This is a genomic window from Neisseria sp. HMSC15G01, assembly GCF_001808255.1.
Classification (GTDB): domain Bacteria; phylum Pseudomonadota; class Gammaproteobacteria; order Burkholderiales; family Neisseriaceae; genus Neisseria; species Neisseria subflava_A.
In genome coordinates this window covers 1-16,798 of record NZ_KV792689.1, presented here as the reverse complement: position 1 = coordinate 16,798, position 16,798 = coordinate 1, and the positions used below count along the sequence as shown (strand labels likewise).

Sequence of the window (16,798 nt, the reverse complement as noted above, 5' to 3'; positions counted from 1 at the left end):
GGGAATTTCATTGTTAATAGTTGAATCTCATGTATGAGAAAATGATGACTAGGTGGTTTTCCCATATCATTCAAAAGAATATTTAGAAACATTTGCAAAGGTCTCTATCAGCCTCAACAATCACTATTAAAATGTGCTCCGATGTTCTCTCTCCGCCTGTATGCGGCTTGGGCAAGGGCGAGGCTGCATTCGAGTAGGTTGCGGTTTTCGTATTCGGACGCGGTGTATGGCTCGGCTTGGTTTTGCTTCCAAAACTGCAGTTGGGCGATGGCGCGGCGCAGGTCGGTATCGTTGCGTATGATGCCCAGATGGCGTTGGTTGAAAGCTTGCAGGGTGGGTCGGCTGAATACGTTTTGGAGGCCGTCTGAAAAGATGTCTGTTTCGGCGGAGGGGCTTTCAGACGGCCTTTGGAATGGTTCGGTTTGGAACGCTTGTCTGTCCGCGATGGTTTGGGCGGCAAGTCTGGCGGTAACGACACATTCGAGCAGGGAGTTGCTGGCAAGGCGGTTGGCTCCGTGCAGTCCGGTACAGGCGGTTTCGCCTAAGGCGTAGAGCTGCGGCAGGGAGGTTCTGCCGCAGGGGTCGGTTTGGATGCCGCCGCAGGTGTAGTGTTGCACGGGGCGGACGGGGATGGCTTGGCGCGTGATGTCCAAGCCGTGTTGGGACAGGCAGTGCCGATGGATGGACGGAAAATGCCGGCGGACGAACTCTGCGGGTTGATGGCTGATGTCGAGTGAGACGAAGTCTTGCGTTTGTTTGGCGATTTCGGCGGCGATGGTGCGGGCAACGATGTCGCGCGGCGCAAGTTCGGCGCGGCGGTCGTAATGCGGCATAAACCGTTCGCCCGCTTGGTTGGTCAGGATGCCGCCTTCGCCGCGCACGGCTTCGGAAATTAGGAAGGTGCGGCCGTTTTCAGACGGCCTTGCCAAGCCTGTGGGGTGGAATTGGATAAATTCGAGGTTTTCGACTGCGCAGCCTGCGCGTATCGCCATAGCGATGGCGTCGCCCGTGCATTCGGGCGGCGTGGTGGTGGCGACGTAAATCTGTCCCAAGCCGCCGCCTGCGAGTACGGTGTGGCGGGCACGGATGCGGTAGGTTTCTTGCGTTCGGCAGTCGAGGACGGTCAGTCCGCACGCTGCGCCTGATTCGGTTTGAACGTCCAACGCCATCTGCCGCTCGTAAACGCGGATGTTCGGGTGGCAGCGTATTTGGGCAATCAGGCTCTGCATGACGGCTTCGCCCGTGTAGTCGGCAACGTGGGCGATTCGGCGGCAGGTATGCCCGCCTTCGCGCGTCAGGTGCAGGTCGTTATGATTCCGGTCGAACGCCACGCCCTGCGCCAGCAGCCATTCGATTGCCGGTTTGCCCTGCGACAGGATGGTGCGGACGGCGGCTTCGTCGCACAAACTCGCGCCCGCTTCCAAAGTATCGGCAACGTGTTTTTCAATGTCGTCCTCTCCCGACCACGCCGCCGCAATCCCGCCTTGGGCATGACGGCTGGCAGTGTCGTCCAGCTGGTTTTTGCACAAAATGACGATGCGGAACGATTCAGGCAGCGACAGGGCGAGCGTCAGTGCCGCCAGCCCGTTTCCGGCAATCAATACGTCGCAATCGGTTTGCATGGTGTTGTCCTTGTTTAAGGGGTCGTCTGAAACAGCAATATTGACGGCAAATCAAGCGGGGCCCATGCCGTTGAACACATCTTTTTTCTTCAGCCCTGCCGCGAAGTCGAGCATACGCTGCAAAGGCAGTTTGGCGGCTTTGCCCAGCTTTCTATCCAACAGGATTTCGTTGCACCCGCTTGTCAGGGCATATTTGATGCCGCCCAGCGAATTCATCGCCATCCACGGGCAGAACGCGCAGCTTTTGCAGCTTCCGCCGTTGCCCGCCGTCGGTGCGGCGATAAATTCTTTGTCGGGCGCCTGCTTTTGCATTTCGTGCAGGATGCCCAAATCGGTCGCCACGATGAATTTTTTTTCGGGGCGCGATACGGCGGCTTTCAGTAGTTTGCTGGTCGAGCCGACCACATCGCCCAGTTCGATGACGCTTTGCGGCGATTCGGGATGAACCAGCACCACGGCGTCGGGATGTTCCGCTTTCAACGCCGCCAGCTCCTGCCCTTTGAATTCGTTATGGACGATGCATGAACCCTGCCACAACAGCATATCCGCACCCGTTTCGCGGCGGATGTAGTCACCGAGGTGGCGGTCGGGCCCCCAAATCAGCTTCTCGCCACGTGATTTCAAATACGACACGATTTCCAACGCCACCGAAGACGTTACCACCCAGTCGGCACGCGCTTTTACGGCAGCGGAAGTGTTGGCGTACACTACGACCGTACGGTCGGGGTGTTGGTCGCAAAACGCTGAAAACGCCTCTTCCGGGCAACCCAAATCCAAAGAACATTCTGCTTCCAAATCAGGCATCAGCACCGTTTTTTCAGGGCAGAGGATTTTCGCACTCTCGCCCATGAAGCGTACGCCCGCCACCACCAGCGTATCGGCTTCATGTTCCGCACCAAAACGCGCCATCTCCAACGAATCGCCCACGCATCCGCCTGTTTCCAAAGCCAAATCCTGAATCAGCGGATCGACGTAATAATGCGCCACCAAGACCGCATTTTTCTCCTTCAACAAAGCCTTGATTTCGTCTTTCAGACGGCCTGCTGTTTCTCGGTCGGGCGTGTCGGCAACCTTCGCCCATGCCTGACGGATTTGGCAGGCGGAAGTCGGCGTTTGGATGAGTGGCATATCGTAATCGAACGAGCGGCGGGCGGCGGTTTGCATGATGTTTCCTTGTAGCTGGTTTTCAGACGGCATGAAGGTTTGCCGTTTATATTTTGAAATAGTTTTATATTATGCTCAAATTGAGTATAATATGCAAGGTCGTCTGAAAACCGCTTTGGTTTACAATAAGGTTTTCTCTTGAATGAAAGCCACGCATGGATGCCTATCCTGAAACAGCGGCCAATACGCAAAGTATCGTCGAACTGGTTCCTGTACTGATCGCCATTACAAACGGCAGCTTGAGGGTTTTGACCGTTGCCCAAGGAGCGCTGCTGCCCAACGGCCTGCTTGCTCCGCTTCGCCACTCCTTGCAGGCAGGGGTCAGGATGTGGGTCGCCAAGCAGACATCTCAGCCTATGGGTTATGTAGAACAGCTTTACACCTTTGTCGATACGCGCCGTCAAAACGAGCAAGGCCTGCCTGTCTTGTACGTCAGCTATCTGGGGCTGGTGCGCGAGGCCGCCGACAGCATCCTGCACCCGGATGCTAAATGGCAGGACTGCTACTGCTATTTTCCGTGGGAAGATTTGCGCACCGACGGCGGGCTACGCGATACCATCGTCAGCCGCCTGCGCATTTGGGCAAACTCGGCGGATACGGAGGAAGTGCGACAGAAGCGGCTCAAGCGCATTCATTTGTGCTGGGGGGTAGAACCTGAAAATTGGTCGGAAGAATACGTTTTGCAACGCTATGAAATGCTGTATGAAAGCGGCCTGATAGTGGAAGCCGCCGAGCCGCAGGCAAACTTCGACTTCGCACTCACGGGGCAGCCCATGCGCCACGACCACCGCCGCGTACTGGCGACCGCCCTGTCCCGCCTGCGCGCCAAAATCAAATACCGCCCCGTGATTTTTGAACTGATGCCGCCCGAATTTACATTGCTGCAACTGCAAAACAGCGTCGAAGCCATCAGCGGCAGATTGCTGCACAAGCAAAACTTCCGCCGCCAGATTCAGCAGCAGAACCTTATCGAGCCGTCAGATACCAGCGTATCAGGTAGTAAAGGCCGTCCTGCACAGCTTTACCGCTTCCGAGATGACGTTCTGCCCGAACAGCTGATTTCTGATATCGGACTGCCGCTGGGCAGCCGTTAGCCCGTTTTCAGACGACCTATAGTGGATTAACAAAAATCAGGACAAGGCGACGAAGCCGCAGACAGTACAGATAGTACGGAACCGATTCACTTGGTGCTTGAACACCTTACCAGGAACTATGGAAGTTTTAAAAAAGATTGGCACCACAGGCAACTCAGCCACAGGCAAACTTTTTCCAGATTTACCTCGCACAAATAAGGGATGGACTGAAAAAACACAAGTGCAATTCAAGCTTGAAGGCCAAGGAAAACCACATGTGAATAAAGGAAAAGGGGTAGTCAATACAGGGCTGGGGAAATCTGGCGGTAAAGAAACTTTTGAGAAACAGATTATTTATTTTGAAAAAATTGGAGACGTAAAATGAGTTATTTGATTTTGGATGATGATATGTATTTAATCTATGATTTTAAAAAAGTCATGAAAAGAGAAAAAGAATTTATTGAAAAGACAAGATTATTATCATTAAATGACGAAAGTATCTTTGGCATCAAAAAAGACAAAGGCTTATTTGCATCAGAGGAATGGTGGAGTAATATTGATTCCGGACAGATTATCACCAGAAGCGTTTCCGGAGTGATATCGTCAATATATGAAGCGGGAATGGAACGAAGAAATATACCGAATAGTTTTAGTTTTATAGATGGTGAAGGCATCGTAAGGAATGAAAGTATGTATATGATGAATAAATCCGACAGACATTTATTTTGTGAAGGGAAAAAAATTGCTATTTTTTACGCGTATGACGAATTAAAAATATCAAAACAAAGAAAAGGAGACGTAATTGATTTGGAAAACAACTATGTTGAGCAAGTCATTGAAATGGCAATTTCAAAATAATCAGATGACGCCGGAGAGAATTGTTCTCTTTGAGCTAAGGCGAGGCAAAGCCGTACTGGTTTTTGTTAATCCACTATAAAATGAAGTTTTGCCCCATCGGTACAACATCAATATTTTTCAACAAAGGAAACCCCATGTCGTCTGAAAACACCCTCTTCCCCCTGCCCGATACCCTATTGCGCCCCATGGTAGAACAAGCCTTGAGCGAAGATTTGGGCAGGCGCGGCGACATTACGTCCGCCGCCGTCATCGCCCCCGATAAAACCGCCAAACTTTTCCTCGTCAGCCGCGAAAACGGCGTTATCGCCGGCATGGACTTGGCGCGCCTCGCCTTTCAGACGATGGATCCGTCCGTCCGCTTCCAAGCCGAAATCCGAGACGGACAAGCCGTCCGCGCAGGTCAGACGCTGGCTGCCATCGAAGGCAACGCCCGCGCGCTGCTCGCCGCCGAACGCACCGCGCTCAACTACCTCACGCACTTAAGCGGCATCGCCACCGCTACCGCTCGCGCAGTAGCCGAAGTTGCCGGTTACAATGTGGACATCGTGTGCAGCCGCAAAACCATCCCACTGCTTCGCGTCCTGCAAAAATACGCCGTCAGAGCAGGTGGGGGTGTGAACCACCGCATGGGCTTGGACGACGCCATCCTCATCAAAGACAACCATCTTGCCTATTGTGACAGCATCGCCCAAGCCGTACGGCAGGCAAAGCAAGCAGTCGGACCGTTGACCTGCGTGGAAATCGAAGTGGACACGTTGGCACAACTGGACAAAGCTATCGTGGCGGGCGCAGAACGGATTTTTCTGGACAACATGGACGACGAAACCCTGAAAAAAGCGGCAAACCGCTGCCACACGCAAACTGCCCACCCCCACACCGTCTATTGCGAAGCATCGGGCGGCATCGGCTTCGACCGACTGAAGCGCGTGGCGCAAACCGGCGTGGACGGCATCGCCCTCGGCTATCTGACCCACAGCAGCCATTCGTTGGATATAGGTTTGGATTTCGTGGCTTAAATTTCGAGTTTGCTATAAAGCAAAGGCCGTCTGAAATATAGACGTTTCATTTTCAAGCAGCCTTTTTGCTTCCAAAGCAGAAGATATAAAAATTATGCAGGGTAGCTTCAACCTTCATATAACATGAAAGAGTAGGGCATAACTAAGCCATCATGTAAAAAGCCGTCTGAAACCCAATGTTCAGACGGCTTTTTACTCCCAAAATGATTAATTGATCATTACCATTTTCCAGTTATCCCAATACGGATTGTCCTACCTGGTGCAGGCAGGTAAGAGCGACTCATCGGGTCGAGGTAGTAGCGGTTGGTCAGGTTGCTGCCCACCAGCTCGGCAGTCAGGTTTTTGCCGATTTTGTAGCGCAGGTAGGCATCCCATACTGCAACAGGCTGCCAGCGCATATAGTCGGGGTCTGCCTGTTTTCCATTACCTGCTTGGTCGTAATATACCTGAAAAATCGCCCTGCGGTATTATTCAGCTTAATAATCAAGTAAGTCTTTTGCGGCTTATCGTATGTAGGAAAACTGCTACAATAATAACCATCAATAAACCATCCCTTGAATCTATTCAGTCTACCTGAAACTCAAAAAGCAGCATGCACATGGTTTTACAGAAACCCTGTAAACAGCAAAGCTATCTCTTTAGAAAACGCATAAGGAAAACAACATGAATCTAGCCATCACTGGCTCCAGCGGCAACATCGGCGGTATGGTCGCCCGTCATCTGAGCACATGCGGCCTGCCGCTTATCCTGCCGCTGCGTAACCCCGCCAAAGCGCCCAATCTCACGAACTGCGAGGCGCGACGGTTTGCCTATGGCGATTTGGAGCTTGCTAAGCAGGCTTTAAATGGGGTGGACGTGCTGTTTATGGTGTCCGCCGCCGAAAGTCCGATGCGCGAACAGGAGCATTTGACTTTGGTGCAGGCTGCTTCGGAAGCGGGCGTGAAGCATATTGTCTATCTCTCTTTTGCTCAAGCGGCGTTGGACAGCACCTTCACGCTGGCGCGTACTCATGCGGTTACCGAAAATGCAATCCGGCAAACAAATATGCGCTACACCTTCCTGCGCGACAATTTTTACAGTGAGATGATGGCAACAATTGCTAATGCAGACGGCATCATCGCAGGCCCAGCCGACGACGGGCGCGTTACCTGCATTTCACAGCGCGATGTCGCCCAAGCAGCGGCAAACGTTATCGCCGACATCGCATACGGCAACCACCGCCACGACAATCAGACCTACACGCTGACCGGTTCCCAATCATTAAGTTTTGTTGAAATAGCCGCCGTCTTAACCGAAATCACCGGCAAACCGCACTGCTACCACAATGAAACTGTGGAAGAAGCCTTCGCCAGCCGCAAAGCTGAGTATCCTGACACGCCCGATTGGCAGATTGAAGCCTGGGTTTCTACCTACACTGCCATTGCCAAAGGCGAGCTTGCTACCGTTTCAGACGACCTGCCGCAGTTGTTGGGACGCGCACCGATTAGTTTTGAAGACGTAGTAAAGGCACAATATGCAAAATAATCTTGTCCCATTTATCGAGTTTCGTGGCACAGGCAAGCATTATGACGGCAAATATGCTGTGCGCGATTTGGATTTGACCATTTATCAGGGTGAATTTTTCGTGTTGGTAGGTAGCTCGGGCAGCGGCAAATCCACCACTTTACGCATGATTAACGCGCTAATTGAACCGACCGATGGCAACGTTTATCTGCACGGGAAACGGATTAAAGACTACGACATCCGCCAGCTCCGCCACCAAATTGGTTACGTATTGCAGCAAATCGCACTTTTCCCCACCATGACCGTCGCGGAAAATATCGAACTCATGCCTGACGTACTGGGCTGGCCGAAAGCCGAACGCAAAACGCGTGTGAATGAATTATTGGAGCTGGTGGAACTTGACCCTGCGCACTACCGCGACCGCTATCCGCACGAACTTTCCGGCGGTGAACAGCAGCGCATCGGTATTTTGCGAGCCATTGCAGCCAAGCCTCAAGTTCTGCTGATGGACGAACCGTTTTCAGCACTTGACCCGCTGGTACGCACCGTGCTGCAAGACCAAATTGCTATGATTCACCAAAAATTTGGCACCACTATCGTTTTCGTTACCCATGATATGCAGGAAGCCGCCAAACTCGCTTGCCGTATCGGTGTAATGCATAATGGCAAACTGGTACAAATCGACACACCTGAAGAAATCAAAAAGCAGCCGGCAAATGATTATGTGCAATCGCTGTTTTCCACCGCCGATGCACCCGATGCCGAACGCATCATCCACCAATTCTTACGGTTGGATAAACAGGGACAGGAAGCTGTGAGAAGGGCAGTGTTATGATGGTGAAGGCCGTCTGAAACCTCTTTCAAGGCGCTAATACCTTGCTGTAAAGCAAACATAAACATCTATTATTCAACGTACTAAACATAAAATTTAAAACTATGTTCTCATCCCTAAACGTTACCCTGGCAGAACTCTGGCAAATGCTGCTTACGCATTTATGGCTTTCCGGCCTGGCTTTGCTCGCGGCAGTGGCAATTGCGGTGCCTGCCGCCGTGTTGTTTGCGCGCAGACAGCGGGCAGCGGAAGCGGTATTGCAGTTTACCAATATATTGCAAACCATTCCGTCTTTGGCGCTGCTGGGTTTGCTGATTCCGTTTGTCGGTATCGGTTCGCCGCCCGTCTTGATTGCGCTCACGCTATACGCGCTGTTGCCTATTTTTCAAAATACCTATTTGGGGCTGACCCAAATCGACCAATCGATTCAAGATGCGTACACCGCATTCGGACTATCGCGCTGGCAATCATTGTGGCGGATTGAACTGCCGATGGCTTTGCCTGCCATGATTTCGGGCATTCGCACGGCGGCAGTGCTGATTGTCGGCACGGCAACTCTGGCGGCGTTAATCGGAGCAGGCGGTTTGGGCAACCTGATTCTGCTCGGTATCGATCGCAACAACATGACAATGACGTTTACCGGCGCATTGCTCTCCGCATTATTGGCTGTCGGTGTAAGCGGCATTATCGGGCTGTTGCAGAAATCACGACGCAAGTTGCCGATTATTCTTGCATTGGTGGTGGGCTTCGGCGCACTCGGTCTGTCTCAGATTTCATTTACACCTGCTACAAAAAACGTGGTGGTTGCCGGCAAAATGGGGAGTGAGCCGGATATTCTGATTAACATGTATAAATTATTGATTGAACGTGAGAATTCGAACGTGAAAGTCACAGTCAAACCTAATTTTGGCAAAACTACTTTCCTGTTTAGCGCACTGAATAGTGGCGAAATCGATATTTATCCTGAATTCACCGGCACAGTGCTGGAAGCCTTAGTACAAGTACCAACTGAACAGAAGAACCGCCATCTGTCGCCAGATGAAACCTATCAACGGGGCAAACAATTATTGGCGGAACAATATCAGCTAGAGTTTCTGCCACCAATGTCTTATCAGAACACTTACGCGTTGGCGGTCAAAGAAAGCTACGGTGCATCGCACCAACTGAAGACAATCAGCGACTTGAAGCAGGTAGCGCCCAATATCCGAGCAGGTTTCTCACTGGAATTTATCGACCGAGCGGATGGCTATAAAGGCATGCAGGCAGCCGGTATCACGCTAAAACATATTGTTAGCTTGGAACCTGCCTTACGCTATACGGCATTGTTGAATGACAAAATCGACCTAGTGGAAGCCTTTTCCACCGATGCAGAATTGAAACAATATCAATTGCGCCTACTGAAAGATGATATTTCCCTGTTTCCTGCTTATCAGGGTGCGCCATTGATGAAAGCAGAATTTGCTGAAAAAAATCCTCAAATTGTGACCGCACTTAACCGACTGGCGGGAAAAATTAGCGAAGAGGAAATGAGTGAGATGAACTACCGCGTGAAAGTGCAAGGCGAAAGCGCGGAAAACGTAGCGCGGGAGTATTTGGAGAAAAATGGGTTGTTAGGAAAGTAAAATTGGCAGTAGGCTACCTGAAAGCATCAGATTCTTAGGGAGGTATTATGAAAGCCGTAAAAATCTATCAAGCCGGCGGTCCAGAGCAACTGATTTATCAAGACGTGCCAACACCTGATATCAAAGAGAGTTGGTCACTGGTAAAAATCAAAGGCTTCGGCATCAACCATTCCGAGATTTTCACACGCGAAGGCAAATCGCTGTCTGTCCAGTTTCCGCGTATCTTGGGCATTAAATGTGTAGGCCAAGTGACGCCTTTAGAATAAAACAGTGGTCTGAATTGGTTTCATGGATATTGATAAAGAGAAGGTCGTCTGAAATTCTTCAGACGGCCTTTTATATTTGAATCATCATTGACTTTAAATACATTGAATATCAACGGCAGCTTTATTGAAACTAGGCTACGACTGCTGAAATTCCTTGCGAAATGCCAACGGTGTTTTCTGCATTTCTTTCTTAAAAAATTTGCCGAAATGCGTAGCCTCTTCAAAGCCGAGTTGCCACGCGATTTCTTTGACGGACACTTTCGTATAAGCCAACAATCGCTTGCTTTCCAATAAAATTCTTTGATTAATGAACTGTTTTGCTGTTAGCCCCGCATATTGTCGGCAGGTTTGGTTCAGTGTTTTTTCGTGACATGAAAGCGCATCAGCGTAAAACGCCAGTTGGTGCTGTGTGGAAAAATGCGTTTCCAGCAACGCACAAAATGCCTGCCAACGCTGCTTTGGGAGGTCGGGCAGGGCGTTTTGCGGCGAATACACCGACGACAGCCAAGTTAAAAATACACCGAGTTGCTGCTGTACCAGCTCGGCTTTTGCCGATTGCGCCAAATCGTCCGCATAGCGTAAATCAGAGAGGGTATGCATCATCTGGGTGAGCAAAGGCACGTGTTGCGGCGCCACCTTGCCTTGGGATGGCAGTTGTCTCAACTTGTCCGAAATATTGGAGGTCAGTATTTGTGGCGCAAAGGACATTCCCCATCCGTCCCAGTCTGCCACACCTGTAAAATGGTGAATTTGCTTAGGGCGAATCAGCAGCCATTCGCCTGTTTGCTGTACCATCTCGGCAAAGTCCAAAATGTGCCGACATTCTCCCTGTTGCACCCAAATCCACACAAAATATTCAAAGCGGTGTTGTTGCTCAAGTTGGGTTTTAATGGCTGCATCTGCTGCTGTTTCACTTTGGTAAAACACTTGTGCAGTGCAAATTTCCAGACCGATTTCGTCTTCCGATGTGATATTTTGGATAAAAGGTTTGTTTTTTACCATAAATAAGCCATTTTTTACTTTTAATTCAACAAAATTATACCATAAAATACCACCATAAATTAAACAAGAGGTAAACAAAATGGTAAAAACAGCACTCATTACAGGCGCATCGAGCGGCATTGGTTTGGAATTGGCAAAAATTCACGCACAGCAAGGCGACAATGTGGTTTTGGTCGCACGCTCCCAAGACAAGTTAAATAAAATTGCCGAAGAATTGACCGCACAATTCGGTATTAAAGCGTACGTTATTGCTATCGATTTAGCAGAATCTAATGCTGCCGAACGCATTTTTGAGCAAACCCAGGCGTTAGGTATTCAAGTCGATTATCTGATCAACAATGCAGGTTTGGGCGGGCATGGCAAGTTTGCCGAGCGGGATTTGGCAGATGAAATGCATATGGTGCAAGTGAATATTATCGCGCTGATGTCGTTAACCCGACTGTATCTGCCGTCCATGTTAGCGCAACAGTCAGGCAGAATTTTGAATGTTTCGTCCACCGCATCATTTATGCCCGTCCCTAATCAGGCAGTGTACTACGCCACCAAAGCTTTCGTAACTTCATTCAGTCAAGCCGTAGCACAGGAAGTGTCTGTAAGTGGTGTGACAGTTACGGCACTTTGCCCGGGCGCAGTGGCAACGGGCTTTGTGGCTGCAGGCAATTTGCAGGGCGTGGCCGCCTGGGATAACGCAAAATCTGCGCAATCCGTGGCACAGTATGGCCACAAGGCGATAATGCGCGGCGAATTGGTGGCATTTAACGAAGGAAAACTGCGTTTTATGTTGGATTGGATCATTCCGTTCCTACCACGCCATTTGGTACTAAAAATGTCGCAAATGGCGATGGAGAAGAAATAATTTCTTTATCATAAAAAATCCCCTAACGCTTTATGCGAGGGGATTTTTGTTTTTAAAGATGTGATATTTATTTCAATCCTTTTTTCACCAAATCTTCATATCCACCATGGTTGGTCACATTGGTGTAGCCAGCATTTTTCAACTCGGTCAATGCGGTTTCTACACGACGACCACTGCGGCAATAGAGATTAACGGGCGCAGTTTTATCTGGGCTAACCGCTTGAATACGTGCAAGGATTTGATCGTGCGGAATATTCACGGCATCTTGTAAATGACCTGCGTTAAATTCCTCGGCTGAACGTACATCAATCCAAACACTTTTTGCTTTTTCTGGTTGTACTGCGCTTTGTTCTGTTTGTGGTGCAGTATTCGCAGAAGCCAAAAACGGTACAGCAATCGCTGCCGCAGAAAGTACTGCTGTAAATAATTTTTTCATCATTCAATCTCCAATTAGATAGAAAATAATCGTCTTATAGGTTTAGGAATCTTATTAAATTAACAATCATGAAAAATATCTAAAATTTTGACCGCACTTTTACACGAAAAAGCCATCTGAAATTTAGTATTCAGACGGCCTTCCATATAAAGTTAGCTGCACAAACGCCTAGATATCCCTAATTCATCATAAATGCATATCTAATCGATGCTCATTATCCCACATTTCAGCTTCATTTTTATAAGACTTAGCCAACTGACCAAGTAACTCATCGGCCACAAACGGATGAGTAATAGCTAATTGTCTACGCCAATCTTGATATTGTTCGAATATTCTCCATTCTTGAGCACCACCATCACCAAATGAACGACTTGTAACTCCCCTGCTATTACGTTTTTCTATATACATTCCTTCAATCATATTTTTAGAATGTATATCTTCAACTAAATCACGTACACCTTCACAAGGCCAAATCCCATCTTCTCCATTTTGGCAATGGCCTAATAACTTACCAATAAAATATTCAACGATATTTCTACGTCCATGCTTTTCAGCAAGGTTAATTGCTTGTTTTACCCATCCTTCAAGCTTTTCGGGATTAATTTTTCCTAAATTATCTTCGCCCGGTATGTGGCTTAAGGCATTTAAAGTATACCGGTAATATTTAACTAATTGCGTGTTAACAGCCTCATTTTCATCTTCTAATCCATCATCTCTTTTATAAAGTTTTGAGATAAGTTGAACGAAAAATTCAGGATGTTCTTCTAAATATCTTTCTAAACTTTTGATTGAACAATTTTCACTTTTTCTTCCATAAGGTGCTAAAGCCACTATGTAGGAAAATTCTAAATTCGCCTTTTGTTCTAAGCTCAAAGTTTCACAATCAGAAATTTGAGAAAATGCATCTCCTAACCGATAACTATCTGGTGGATTATTTTCATTTTTTGCTGTTGGTAAAAGCATTGCTGTTAAAATCTCAAAAATAACTTTAGGAGATATTTTTTTTAGATTAAAACTAATATATAAAAAAGCAGTTTGAGGTCTGTTTGCTGACAGCAGACATCTTACGGCATTTTCAGCTTCATTTATATTCTGACAATATGATGGAACAATTTGCTCCCAATATTCTTGTTGGTAATGTTTCTCTAGAGACTCAACCAAGCTCCATACCTGTGAATCAAAAGGTGCCTGTAAGTATACTTGTACTTTACCAGAATCATCTAAATACCCAGAAAGGGTTTCAAATAAAGAGGTGTTATCATCACTTTCGGATAACAATCCCCGAATAATGTTCTTATAATTAATGTGAGCATCTTTTTTAAAAGACTCCAGAGCCAATTTAATTAATTGTACTGACTCCTCATCTGATGAAAATACAAAACGTCTTAGAAGAAAACCTATCGTACTTGCGCAATCTCCTTTTAAAGATAATTCTAGAATTCCTGAAAGTCCTTTTTCTTGTAAAATTTCTTTTAACGCGACAACACGATTTTGGTTAATAATTCCTTCTCTTTCTTCAAAATTCATATTTGGATCATCTTCTATCTCATCAGTAGAGTAATCTACCCAATGAGATCTAAATAACCAGAAATATTTATCTATTAGTTCTTTGGGTTCTAATGCTGCATATGTCTGCTTGCCCAATTCCGTAAACATAATTCTATTAGAATCTCTTTTAGCTCTTTTAGATAAAATAGTCGTGCGAAGTTTTTCTCGCATGGTAATTTTCTCAGATTCTGTAGCTTGGTTTAATGCCCAATCTTTAATAAGAAACCAAATTTTATTTTGCTGTTTAGGTGTTAAACCATGAATATGATTGACTAAATCAAGTAATTGTTCAAATGTATGACTTGCCCAAGTTAATGCTATTTCTACTGAGGCATTCCAGAAATCATAAACATCTTGTTCAGTTACTGTATTTTGAGCACAATTATTCCTCCAAATACATTTACTAGCTGGAAATGCTGTTTGAGCAGATGTACTTGGAAATTGGCTAATACAAATTCGCCAACCGATATCTGGAAATTTTCTAACTAACTCTTTTAATAATTGAATACGTTCTTGCGTATTGATATTTGTAGCAGGTAACCAAGCTCTAAAAACTCCAGATAATGAATTAAAAGGTTTGTTGCTATAATTATCAGTGATTTCCTCTTGACTTAATTGAGCCAAAATTTTTACCACTCTAGCAACTGTTAATTTATCCCAAGCTAATTTCTCTAATGCCCACAACAAATCAGTATACTTAGGTGAAGAGAAAATATCAGTAGAAACAGGTTGCATTAGCTCTAAGAATTGCTTATCAGTTTTCAAATCGTTTTCTATAATACTTAAAAATACTTTTGGGCTCGCTTCTGCATACACTGAGAAATCAGATGCTTGTGCAAGCAATACTCTTAAGTTAAGTGGAGAGAATAATTCTTCCACGAGTTTATTTACTGCTTCCTCACAATTAAAAGCTAATCTATTTTTAAATAATTCATTACCATGAACAGCCAATAAAATAAGCATCTCCCCTATACTATCTCTCAAGCCTTTAGAATGCTGACGCTTTTTATCATATATATTAGCTTGCCATTGCTGATCTTTAGGCAAATCTAAGGCAGGATTATCTTCTCCTAAAACTAATTTAGCGCTGTCAAAGAAGCGCTCTAAATCTGCTTTAGTAATGTAGGGTGCAATAGCAAATAACAAATCGATTTTTGATACTACTCCTCTATGTGAGTCTACTGCCCAAACGGGAGAGTCATTAAGAAGCAAGCTTACTTGAAACTCTTGTTCTAAAGACTCATACGGTAAATTTTTTGATAAAGCTTCTAGGATAGAAATGTCATATTGATTAGAACTGTCCCATCCTCCAGCAAATAGAAATGGAATAAGAACTTGATTATGACTATCTACCCATTCAGGCTTATGAATAGCCTCATTCTTTGACAGCTGTCGTCGCAGGACTGTTAATGAATAACCGGATTTTTTTGCCAATTCTTGTGCTGTATCATAGGAATACCCCATTTCTTCTAATGAATGAAGAAAAGTTACTGAATCTAAAATTTCAAGTTTTAGATCAATATTTTGTATTAGAGTATTTTTAGGGTAAACAACAAAGGCATGAATCTTTTGCGAATATTGAGCCAGCTCTTTTTCGACGTTTTTATTATCAGTAATTGCAATAAAACTCTTAGAGCCTTGAGCAAGACGAGAAAGGACATTCTCTTCTTTAAATACTAGACAATTATCTCTATAAGAAATAAATTTTTTATCTGAAAACAGGGCGGACAAAAATGCCATTGCTTCGATTTTAGAATCAGCTGCAATGTAAAAAGGTTTTTGGGGCGGTTTGGATAAATAATCCAAAATCTTTTCTTCATATACTTTAATTAATTTGTTAAAGAAAGACGTATTTAAACTTGGATTACACACATTTGCCCATTCTTGCCATACACTATCTAAGGAATCTACATTTTGTGTAGGCAATTTTGCTTCATTTGCCAGCCAACTTTGTGCTGGTAATGACTGAGCTAGCCACTGTTCAAGATCGCTTGCATCATATGCTCTGACATCTTTCCATTTATTAAGAGCTTTCTTTTGCTGAACCCATTTATTTTTTCCAGGCCAGCGACGAGGTGTTACAAAAATAAATGTTATATTTTTAGAATCTGAAAGGTGAGCCTTAAGGCTTTTATCAAAATCACTATCAGCTTTGGCCTTAATATCTTTATTAACACCAAATTCCCAGCCTGAATTACCATCAGGAATCCACGGAGTTGCTTCATTTGACTCAATCCAACCATCCCAGCCAGGTCGTTGTGAATCATCATTTCCAGGAAAATCAATTTGAGTTATTTTTTCGCTCGTTGAGTGGATCAGTGTTCTCAAAAAAACAGATAAACGTGATCTTGATGAAATTTCGCAAGTATTGACCCAATTTTCAATATCATTTGCTTTTATATCTAAAAAAGGAGGAGCATAAATATGAGTTGCAGGAGCTTCAGTTTGTTGAATTAGAGCATCTTCATACTCAGCCTGCCATTGCATTAATTGATCTAATGGGAAGTTAAAGGTCTTTGATAACCGCTGAGCCATGTTAGGTGACAACATTGCTTTACCATTCAAGAAATTAGATAGTGCAGGTCGACCAATTGCTAGCAATTTTGCAGCTTCTGTTACCGTCATTCCTTTAGGTAATAACTCTTCTTTGATTCTTAAGCCAGGATGTTTTACAATCATTTTTAGTTCCTTATTTAAGGGTTTATCAAATGCATTTCTGCGTATATTTTGTAACACTAACGATACGCCAATACTGTGTAGCGTTACACAATACAGATTAACTCTGAGGAATTAAAAGGTCAAGCATCTGAGTCTGCTTGACTTTTTCTTTTTCAAAAAATAGCACTTGTAAGTCTTTAGATATCTCTTAGGTTTACGATTACAACCCAATTCATAGACTGAGACCTTTGCAAAAACTCCCTTTTACCCGACGGCCGAAACCTAACACAGGTTTTCGGCTGTTTTCATTTCAAATATCCACTGATTCTACTCAAATACCCC

At 45.8% G+C, this 16,798-nt stretch carries 15 protein-coding genes; 9 read left to right on the top strand and 6 right to left on the bottom strand.

The window, feature by feature from the left end; genetic code table 11:
* Window positions 1-113 precede the first annotated feature (113 nt).
* Window positions 114-1,622: an L-aspartate oxidase gene (gene nadB / locus HMPREF3139_RS08435; protein WP_070461577.1), complete on the bottom strand. Its 1,509-nt coding sequence runs from the start codon at window positions 1,620-1,622 to the stop codon at window positions 114-116.
* 51 nt (window positions 1,623-1,673) lie between these two features.
* Window positions 1,674-2,786, bottom strand: a complete 1,113-nt coding sequence (gene nadA / locus HMPREF3139_RS08430) for a quinolinate synthase NadA (protein ID WP_070461581.1) — start codon at window positions 2,784-2,786, stop codon at window positions 1,674-1,676.
* 155 nt (window positions 2,787-2,941) lie between these two features.
* On the opposite strand from nadA, the gene HMPREF3139_RS08425 reads away from it, so the two are divergent.
* The 4 genes from HMPREF3139_RS08425 to nadC all read left to right on the top strand — a co-directional run bounded on the left by HMPREF3139_RS08425 (window position 2,942) and on the right by nadC (window position 5,733).
* Entirely contained in the window at window positions 2,942-3,880 is a 939-nt protein-coding gene (locus tag HMPREF3139_RS08425) for an NUDIX hydrolase (protein WP_070461576.1), read from the top strand.
* A gap of 118 nt (window positions 3,881-3,998) precedes the next feature.
* Entirely contained in the window at window positions 3,999-4,244 is a 246-nt protein-coding gene (locus HMPREF3139_RS08420) for a hypothetical protein (RefSeq protein WP_070461575.1), read from the top strand.
* Window positions 4,241-4,717, top strand: a complete 477-nt coding sequence (locus tag HMPREF3139_RS08415) for a hypothetical protein (protein ID WP_070461574.1) — start codon at window positions 4,241-4,243, stop codon at window positions 4,715-4,717. The genes HMPREF3139_RS08420 and HMPREF3139_RS08415 overlap by 4 nt, the downstream gene beginning before the upstream one ends.
* Before the next feature lie 134 nt (window positions 4,718-4,851).
* Complete coding sequence (nadC, locus tag HMPREF3139_RS08410; RefSeq protein WP_070461573.1) at window positions 4,852-5,733, top strand: carboxylating nicotinate-nucleotide diphosphorylase; 882 nt, start codon at window positions 4,852-4,854, stop codon at window positions 5,731-5,733.
* A 218-nt stretch (window positions 5,734-5,951) separates the two neighbouring features.
* Here the strand turns inward: nadC and HMPREF3139_RS08405 are convergent, their stop codons facing one another.
* A complete protein-coding gene (locus HMPREF3139_RS08405; RefSeq protein WP_070461572.1) occupies window positions 5,952-6,131 on the bottom strand; it encodes a TonB-dependent receptor in 180 nt (59 codons plus the stop codon).
* A gap of 265 nt (window positions 6,132-6,396) precedes the next feature.
* On the opposite strand from HMPREF3139_RS08405, the gene HMPREF3139_RS08400 reads away from it, so the two are divergent.
* The 4 genes from HMPREF3139_RS08400 (at window position 6,397) to HMPREF3139_RS08385 (ending at window position 9,956) form a co-directional block, all read left to right on the top strand.
* Entirely contained in the window at window positions 6,397-7,257 is an 861-nt protein-coding gene (locus HMPREF3139_RS08400; protein WP_070461571.1) for an SDR family oxidoreductase, read from the top strand.
* Complete coding sequence (locus tag HMPREF3139_RS08395) at window positions 7,247-8,071, top strand: ABC transporter ATP-binding protein (RefSeq protein ID WP_070461570.1); 825 nt, start codon at window positions 7,247-7,249, stop codon at window positions 8,069-8,071. The genes HMPREF3139_RS08400 and HMPREF3139_RS08395 overlap by 11 nt, the downstream gene beginning before the upstream one ends.
* 101 nt (window positions 8,072-8,172) lie before the next feature.
* Complete coding sequence (locus HMPREF3139_RS08390) at window positions 8,173-9,690, top strand: ABC transporter permease/substrate-binding protein (protein ID WP_070461569.1); 1,518 nt, start codon at window positions 8,173-8,175, stop codon at window positions 9,688-9,690.
* A gap of 47 nt (window positions 9,691-9,737) precedes the next feature.
* Entirely contained in the window at window positions 9,738-9,956 is a 219-nt protein-coding gene (locus tag HMPREF3139_RS08385; protein WP_199900406.1) for an alcohol dehydrogenase catalytic domain-containing protein, read from the top strand.
* Window positions 9,957-10,091: 135 nt separating this feature from the next.
* Here the strand turns inward: HMPREF3139_RS08385 and HMPREF3139_RS10950 are convergent, their stop codons facing one another.
* Window positions 10,092-11,057 (bottom strand): helix-turn-helix domain-containing protein, encoded by a 966-nt coding sequence (locus HMPREF3139_RS10950; protein ID WP_159068523.1) that lies wholly within the window; start codon window positions 11,055-11,057, stop codon window positions 10,092-10,094.
* Between HMPREF3139_RS10950 and HMPREF3139_RS08375 the strand changes: the two genes are divergently transcribed.
* The gene (locus tag HMPREF3139_RS08375) at window positions 11,038-11,814 is read left to right on the top strand and encodes an SDR family NAD(P)-dependent oxidoreductase (RefSeq protein WP_070461567.1); all 777 of its coding nucleotides are present in this window, start codon (window positions 11,038-11,040) and stop codon (window positions 11,812-11,814) included. The two genes, HMPREF3139_RS10950 and HMPREF3139_RS08375, sit on opposite strands and share 20 nt — an antisense overlap.
* Window positions 11,815-11,881: 67 nt before the next feature.
* Here the strand turns inward: HMPREF3139_RS08375 and HMPREF3139_RS08370 are convergent, their stop codons facing one another.
* Both HMPREF3139_RS08370 and HMPREF3139_RS08365 read right to left on the bottom strand, forming a co-directional pair.
* Window positions 11,882-12,253: a rhodanese-like domain-containing protein gene (locus HMPREF3139_RS08370; RefSeq protein WP_199900407.1), complete on the bottom strand. Its 372-nt coding sequence runs from the start codon at window positions 12,251-12,253 to the stop codon at window positions 11,882-11,884.
* Between the two features lie 183 nt (window positions 12,254-12,436).
* Window positions 12,437-16,477, bottom strand: coding sequence for a helix-turn-helix transcriptional regulator (locus tag HMPREF3139_RS08365; RefSeq protein WP_083290069.1), 4,041 nt, complete (start codon window positions 16,475-16,477; stop codon window positions 12,437-12,439).
* Between the last annotated feature and the right edge of the window lie 321 nt (window positions 16,478-16,798).